Source organism: Brevibacillus sp. BC25, from assembly GCF_000282075.1.
GTDB lineage: Bacteria > Bacillota > Bacilli > Brevibacillales > Brevibacillaceae > Brevibacillus.
Map to the genome: position 1 here is coordinate 1 of NZ_AKIX01000053.1, position 6,116 is coordinate 6,116.

At 49.1% G+C, this 6,116-nt stretch carries 6 protein-coding genes; 5 read left to right on the top strand and 1 reads right to left on the bottom strand.

Annotated features, from left to right (window positions below):
• Positions 1 to 297 precede the first annotated feature (297 nt).
• Positions 298 to 1,386: a suppressor of fused domain protein gene (locus PMI05_RS15590; protein ID WP_007723307.1), complete on the bottom strand. Its 1,089-nt coding sequence runs from the start codon at positions 1,384 to 1,386 to the stop codon at positions 298 to 300.
• 145 nt (positions 1,387 to 1,531) lie between these two features.
• On the opposite strand from PMI05_RS15590, the gene PMI05_RS15595 reads away from it, so the two are divergent.
• The 5 genes from PMI05_RS15595 to PMI05_RS15620 form a co-directional block, all read left to right on the top strand.
• Positions 1,532 to 2,710 carry a DUF4272 domain-containing protein gene (locus PMI05_RS15595; RefSeq protein WP_007723309.1) on the top strand — a complete coding sequence of 393 codons (1,179 nt, stop codon included), beginning with the start codon at positions 1,532 to 1,534 and terminating at the stop codon, positions 2,708 to 2,710.
• The gene (locus tag PMI05_RS15600; protein ID WP_007723311.1) at positions 2,691 to 3,419 is read left to right on the top strand and encodes an alpha/beta fold hydrolase; all 729 of its coding nucleotides are present in this window, start codon (positions 2,691 to 2,693) and stop codon (positions 3,417 to 3,419) included. Before PMI05_RS15595 ends, PMI05_RS15600 begins: the two co-directional genes overlap by 20 nt.
• Entirely contained in the window at positions 3,416 to 4,261 is an 846-nt protein-coding gene (locus PMI05_RS15605; RefSeq protein WP_007723314.1) for a DUF2785 domain-containing protein, read from the top strand. Before PMI05_RS15600 ends, PMI05_RS15605 begins: the two co-directional genes overlap by 4 nt.
• Positions 4,262 to 4,593: 332 nt before the next feature.
• Positions 4,594 to 5,166, top strand: coding sequence for a TetR/AcrR family transcriptional regulator (locus PMI05_RS15615; RefSeq protein ID WP_039960883.1), 573 nt, complete (start codon positions 4,594 to 4,596; stop codon positions 5,164 to 5,166).
• 59 nt (positions 5,167 to 5,225) lie between these two features.
• Positions 5,226 to 6,116 (top strand): SDR family oxidoreductase (locus PMI05_RS15620; RefSeq protein ID WP_007723328.1); only part of this gene is annotated, 891 nt, incomplete at its 3' end.

Below are 6,116 nucleotides of genomic sequence, written 5' to 3' on the forward strand. Positions count from 1 at the left end.
TCTTTTTTCTGTCTACCTAAAGGGGATCATAACTAAATGGCGGGAGCGCTTCAAACCAGAAAACGCGAATGCGTTTTTGTATGTGATAAAAGCTGAAAACCCCCGCCATTTATTCCGAAGCTGGGGCGGGCTCCAGAGGCGCTTGGACTGGAAATGCGCTTCTTCTGACGCGGCTTTTGTTTACCATCTTAAAAGCAGATTCACGGAGATAAATAACTTCTCCTACCAAAGTGTTGAGATAACAAAAAAACAGTCCCCGCAGAACGTACTCCACGAAAACTGTCTTCAAAATCTAGTTTACTTCATAAATTTCACTACCCCATTAAAAATCCAATCCGCACCATCTCCCGCGGAGCGCTGAATCAATTGCTCAGAACCGTTCATTTCTGCATACTGCTGTTCCTCCGCGGTAATCGGAATCATCCATAACAGATTCACAGGATCACCCGCCATGAGCGGAAGTGGAATACTCGGTGCATCCTCAGGTTTTGCGAGCAGCATGGAGGAGAAGCGGCTGTTGATCTGATTGATTTCCTGGCACGGAATGGTGTGACCTTGTGCGAGGAAGGTCATATACGACCACGGCAAAGAGGTTTGGGCGCTAATGTAGGCCAGCAATTGCTGCTCGTTTTGGGCGAGCCATTTGGTTTCGCAGGCAAAGGCCAGCTCGAATCGGCGTAATTGCTCTGGCTCTTCTGTATACTGCTCGACTTTTGGCTGACGCAATATGGACACGCCGAGGGTCATCGCATAGGTAACGTCTCCTTTTTCGATGGTCACCAATGCTTTCGGGGGCCAGTGACCGCCGTCGATGCCGTAATACTGTTTAACTGGGCCGAGAGTCGAAGTGATCGCGTCCATGAATTGCTGCTGGATGTCAGGCCAAGGGTTGCCATCCCAGCTCGCCCAAAAATGCTGGGCTGCCTCGATGCGAGCAAACATGGCGTTCGTCTCTAGTGTTCCCAGCGGAAAGCATAAATGAGATTCTCCGGTGCAATCTCGCGCATACGAAGGATAGTGCGAGCCGTCCGGGGAAGGTCCAGCCCAGCTGGGAATCACACACAGCACCTCATCCTCATACAAAAGTGCCGCTGCATCGCCTTCCTCCAGCCAGACGATCGAGAGCTGTTCCGGGTCCAGCCTGTCAGCTCCATCTGGATGAGCGCAGCAATCGCGTGGAAGCATGGGAGCTTGACCATCCTGCATGGCATCGAAATCGATCGAGTCCGGTGCAGGTCCGTAATTTCTTACCCAACAAGAGCGAATGCTAGCATGCTCCTCACCGGGATAATCCCACAAATAAAAAAAGACGCCGTTCTCATCCTCTTCGACAAAAGCTTGAATCGGACAAATCGGTGAGAACTCCTCTAATAGGATGTTTTTCATAGGTTTCACCTTCAATCATCGTGATAGACTCGCCGATAACTATAAAGATTTGCGCTTGATTAAACAGGGTTAGAATACCATAATTGAATATTGATTACAAAATTCGGCACTTTGAAAATGTTTGGCCAGCAAAGGAGGTTACCAGATGAATCAATGCACCATTTATGTCTCCATCCAACAATGCGAGAAAGTCGTCGCTGCGATTGTCGAGGCTTTTCGTGATCAATTGGTAGAGGTATCCGCAGACGAGCGGGCCGTGACCGTGACAGATAAAAAATGGTTTAGCAAGAGCAAGATCACCTTCAATCTTATGCGCGAGGACGATGACCAAGAAGCCTTTCTCCAAATGAAAAAAGGGATGTACGGCTACTTCGCACAGATTGAAACGGCACACGAGAAAGTCCAGCAAAAGCTGTTGTACCAAATTACAGCGCTCAATGTGGCGGTAGGAATCGTAGCGAGCAAGGAATTCGACCAGAAGACGTTTGCGACCATTATGGCGATTGCCGAAGAAGTACACGGGATCGTCTTTCTCCCTACCGGAGACATGCTCGATAAACAAGGAAGGCTGATTCTCAATACGGCAGGAGAATCGGAAGTGGACGATTTTCTAGTGACGGTCAGCGTAGACCTGATCGATGGACATATTCAACCCTCCCAGTCAGGAGAAGCGCGCAAGGAGCGGAGCATCAAGCTATTGCAGGAGCAAGGCATTCCGTACATCCCGCATCTTCCTGTCATCGTAGGGGACGAGGACGCTGTCATCAGGAGCAAGGACGAGATGGTTCAGCGAGCGATTGCCCTGTGCTTGATTGCGGTATATGCCGGAGGGATCGCCGAAAACGGGCAAATCAAGGAAGAGCGGGAGTTCATCGAAGGAATTATTGAGCAGTTTGGCGCTGCTGAATTCTTTACGGAAAAAGAGAGAGACTTCTTGAATGATCCACAGCCAGACCGAACCGATATGATTCAGATGGCTTGGATGTACGAATGCTACTGGGTACTGCTGTGGGCACTCGGGTATGTAGAAGAACTCGAATTCCCGGATGAGATTTGTGATGTGAGTACTGCGATTGATGCTCTCAGAAGCGCGGCTGACTATGATACCTTCTACAGCAATGCAAAAGTGAGAAGCAAACAAGAGATTCTCGACCAAGCAGATTTAATCTATCGCTATGACTGGGCATGTGTGGATGCGCGCATCAACAATCGCACGGTTGCAGGCGGTTTGAATGACGAAGTAGTTGTTGAAAGACACAGATCATTGAATTGGCTGGTTCGTTACATGGAGGATGACTGGGATCATGTGTCGACGGATACATAGGCTGTATTCGCGAAAAAGTGGGGCACCGTGCGTCATCTTCATAGCAGGAATGGGCGATAGCGGTGAGACATGGAAGATCGTTCAAGATCGAATCTCGCAGGAAGCGTCGACCTTATCCTATGAACGTGCGGGGATTGGCAGGAGCCCAGCGGCAGCAGTCGTACCGCGGACTTGTCGTGATCTGGTAGAGGAGCTATATGATTTGCTGCAGGAGATTGGGGTGGAGCCGCCGTGTATTTTGGTCGGACATTCTTTTGGCGGCTTGGTTGCTAGACTGTTTGCCAGTCTGTATCCGCACCTCGTTTCGGGCATGATTCTGGTGGACGCTGCTCCGGAATATAAGGAGCTCGCGTATGAAAAGGTTTTGCCTGATAACCTGCTCGCAGCCAACCGGGAATATTACGAGAATCCGATGTTGAATCGAGAAAAGATCGATAAGATACGGAGCTATCAAGAAATCGTTGACCATTTTCGGCAAAGCGACAAACCTGTCTCAATTATCACGAGAGGCTTACCGGACATATGGGACGAGGAATGGCCGAACGAGGAAATTTTGAAAATCGAACAAAATCTGCAAGCCGATTTCAGGCGGCTATCTACATCAAGCAAGCAAAGAATTGCCGGTCGCAGCGGGCATTATATTCATCATGATGAACCGGATATCGTGGTTGAGGAAATTTTGATGATGTTGAGGGGGATGAAAACGTGAGGGATACGAGAACAAAACTCATATTGGACCTGCAAAGATTGGAGCAGGAACAATACCTGATTCGTGAAGGGGAGCAACTACAGGATTTCGTCGGGCTATTGCTGCAATACATCGGGGACCCTGATCCGGAGCTGCGTGATAATCTCATTTACCCAGTATTTTATTACTGGATTCTTGATGAGAAACATCTGACGGAGGCGCAATTGCGCAGCCTTCTCCGAGAACTGACGGACGATACGCATTTGTTCTATCAGATCGGCAGCGAGGGTGATCAATCTGTATTTACGAGGACATTCTCTGCATTGCCGATTGCCTTGATCATGCGACGTCACAGGCAGAAGCCTTTTTTGGAGCTCGCTGATTTCCAGCATGTGAAGAATGCCATGCTCCGCTACTTTCAAGAGGAAAAGGATTTGCGCGGCTATTTGTCCGAGGGAGGCTGGGCGCACAGTACGGCACACGGGGCAGACGTATTCGTAGAGCTAGTGCAGTGCCCAGAGAGCGACGAAGCCGTACAGCGAGACATCCTCCGTGCGATCCAGGGCGTATTGGATAACAGAAAACATATTTTCAATGACGAAGAAGATGAACGTCTGGCAAGCATTGTCGATACGATGATAGATAAGGATTTGCTCCCAGAGCAGGAGCTCGCTGACTGGATCAATGGCTTGGCAAGCTGTGCAGAACTGCCGAAAAGTCGTACCCAGGTCATCGCTCGAGTGAACAGTAAAAACTTTTTGCGCAGCCTTTATCTAAGAAGGGCACGAGATAGCCAGGAAAATGAACTGGCGGCTGCCATGCTTGCTGCCGTAACGAAATTAAACAGATTTGCGATCAATTAATGGGTGAAGGTTGATGCCGTGACAGACGGCATCAACCTTTTCTTTTTTATACGAAGTTTTAAAAGGCAAAGCTGGTAAGAAGAAAAAGCGCAGGGCTCGTAGACCTTGACAACGCCTACCCAGTCGGAACTTCAAAAAGGGGACCACGCTTGTCGAACACTTCTTCCTCGAGAACCTTCCGCCCGTAGGGTGGCTTTGGCTCGACGGTCCCCTTTTTTAAGTGTAGACGGACAGTAATTCCCCCTGATGGCGTGTCAGAGTCGAAGAGAACTGCGCTTTTTCTTCTCCTCCACATATTGACAATCACCCGTTAGTACTGTATAGTCCTAATCATGAAACGAACCTCAAACCGTGACCATGTCATCGTCACTGCATCCAATTTGTTTTTGCAAAAAGGACTCATGAATACCAGCATGGATGACGTCGTAGCACATAGCAAAGTCTCCAAGTCCAACATTTACTACCATTTCAAAAGCAAGGAGGAGCTCGTCGTAGCTGTGCTCAGCTACAGAATGAACGTACTGAGAGGAGCACTGGAAGACATCCTGCAACGAACAGATCTGTCTGTTTCCGCACGGGTGGGGCTGATTTTTACCATCATCGCAGAGGAACTGGAGGGACGCTCCTGCGTAGGAGGCTGTCCGATTCTTTCCTTACTGTCGGCACAAATACCAGAAGTCAAAGCGCGAATCAACGAGTTCCTGATCGAATGGCAGAATCTAGCGGAAAAGCTGCTCGTGGAGGGAATCGCCCGTGGAGAATTCAAGGAAAATATCTCGATTCCGCAAACGGCAGTCTTGCTCGTGACCATTATGGAAGGAGCAATGCTCATGGCTGAATCGCAGGGGCATACACAGGTACTCGTAAACGCTGGTCAGACACTTCTACACTTGATTCAAGTGTAGGATTTTTTTGAAGTAAATTAGTACTGATTAGTACTATAAATATAAAGGAGGCAGAAACAATGGCTGTCGTTTTTGTAACCGGAGCTACTGGATTTATCGGCAAGGAGGTAACAAAGCAGTTGGCGCGGGCTGGTCATACCGTACTGGCGCTAGTTCGTTCGCTAGAGAAGTGGGATGAATTGCTGATGCAGATGAGACCAAAAGAGAGGTCTTATTGCAATGCCGTGCGGGGTGATTTGCGAAAGGCGGGCTTGGGATTATCGGCGAACGATTACGAGCAGGTTTTGCGCGCAACTGTCATCATCCATGCAGGTGTCCCGATGGATATTTCGATGGATGAAACAGTGGGGAAAGACGTGATTTTACAAGGAGCAAGTCACCTCGCAGCAGTAGCAGACGAATTGCATAAACAACAGCGTCTACAAAAGTTGATTCATATCGTCGGCTACATGAGTCCGTTTGACGATGAGAGCGGGAAGCTGGCGACGGATGTTTTTGCGTCAAACAATCTTTTCCGCGAGGCAGGAGGCTACGAGAAATACAAGTTTCTGGCCGATCTATACCTCAGACAAGAGGCGTATCAAAAAGGAATGCCGCTTGTCGTGGTGAATCCGAGTACAATTATAGGCCCGCGAAGCACCGGGAACACAGAACAAACGGATGGCCTGGGCCTCGTGATCAGCTCCATGCGGCGTGGAAAATTCCCTGTTCTTCCCGGTGGCAAGGAGTGGTGGCTGCCCTTGCTTGCCGTCGACGATTTGGCCGAGGTCATTGTGGGGATTGTAGAGGCCAATCACATCGAGCATCAAACGTATTACGCCTTAAATGAGCGGAGCGCTACGCCATCTTTTTTGGAGCTAATTTCGTTGATGGCCAAAGAATTACGGATGAAGCCACCAGCCATTCCTTTCCCGGTATCGGTTTTGAAAAAAATCCTGCATAACGGCGGG

Bases quoted from the DNA above. Each gene is read 5' to 3' on its own strand.
- PMI05_RS15600 (WP_007723311.1), top strand. From the start codon at position 2,691: ATGTGTCGACGGATACATAGGCTGTATTCGCGAAAAAGTGGGGCACCG.
- PMI05_RS15615 (WP_039960883.1), top strand. From the start codon at position 4,594: ATGAAACGAACCTCAAACCGTGACCATGTCATCGTCACTGCATCCAAT.
- PMI05_RS15590 (WP_007723307.1), bottom strand. From the start codon at position 1,386: ATGAAAAACATCCTATTAGAGGAGTTCTCACCGATTTGTCCGATTCAA.
- PMI05_RS15595 (WP_007723309.1), top strand. From the start codon at position 1,532: ATGAATCAATGCACCATTTATGTCTCCATCCAACAATGCGAGAAAGTC.